This window comes from Thermus thalpophilus (genome assembly GCF_022760915.1).
Taxonomy (GTDB): domain Bacteria; phylum Deinococcota; class Deinococci; order Deinococcales; family Thermaceae; genus Thermus; species Thermus thalpophilus.
In genome coordinates this window covers 1-1,005 of record NZ_JAKTNS010000093.1, presented here as the reverse complement: position 1 = coordinate 1,005, position 1,005 = coordinate 1, and the positions used below count along the sequence as shown (strand labels likewise).

Annotated in this window: 1 protein-coding gene; it reads left to right on the top strand. The window is 70.3% G+C overall.

What is annotated here, in order from left to right; translation table 11 throughout:
• Positions 1-782: primase C-terminal domain-containing protein (locus L0D17_RS13140; RefSeq protein WP_279231841.1), on the top strand; the 782-nt coding region annotated here is incomplete at its 5' end.
• Positions 783-1,005: the final 223 nt, after the last annotated feature.

The window sequence follows — 1,005 nt, the reverse complement described above, 5'->3', positions numbered from 1 at the left end:
TCCCCCTCAAGCCCCCGCCCGGGCGGGAGGAGAGCCTGAAGGGGGCCCTGGCCCTCCTGGCGGAGGTGGAGGCGTTGCTGGAGGCCTACTACGGGGCGGACCCCAGCTACAACGGCCTCCTCTCCCGGAACCCCTTCCTCCACCCGTCGGAGTGGACCTGGGGCGGGGGGAAGCGGTGGAGCCTGCGGGACCTGCACCGGGAGCTCCGGGGGCTCCTCCCTTCCGGGAGGCGCAAGCGGCTGGATCCGGGGCTGGCCTCCTACGGGCGGAACAGGACCCTGTTTGACCGCCTCCGGGCGGAGGCCTACGCCCAGGTGGCCCTCTTCCGGGGGCATCCCGGGGGCCGGGAGGCCTTCCGGGCCTGGGTGGAGCAGAGGGCCCACGCCCTGAACCAGGCCCTCTTCCGGGACCACCCCAAGGGGCTCCTGAGCCCCCGGGAGGTCCACCACACGGCCAAGAGCGTGGCGAAGTGGACCTACGACCGCTACCAGGGCGGACGGGCGTACGCGGTCTCCTCCACGGGGAGGCCGGACCGCAGCCGGCTTTCCCCCCAGGCCCGGGCCCTCATCCCGCCCCTGCAGGGCCAGGGGCTCCAGGAGGCGGTGCGGGAGGGCGGAAAGCGGCGCGGATCCCGGCGGAGGAAGGAGGCGGAGGAGAGGCTGGTGGAGGCCCTCAAGCGCCTCCAGGCCCGGGGGGAGAGGATCACGGCCACGGCCTTGGCCCGGGAGGCGGGGGTGCACCGGAACACCGCCGCCAAGTGGCTGAAGAGGATGCGGCAGTAGCGTCCAGGACGGCGCAAACCCCCAAAAGTGCACACAAGCTGGTGGCTATCAGAGTATACAGGCGGGGGTGCGGGGGGTGCGCCCCCCGCCGGCCCCGAAGGGGCCGTATAAGCAAGCTGAGATAGTCCCCGTAGCGTAGCTAACGGCTAAAGTCTTCCTTCTTTTTCCGCAAACTGCAAAAATTCCCTTTTCCTTTGGGTAGATAACCCGAGATCCGAGAAAA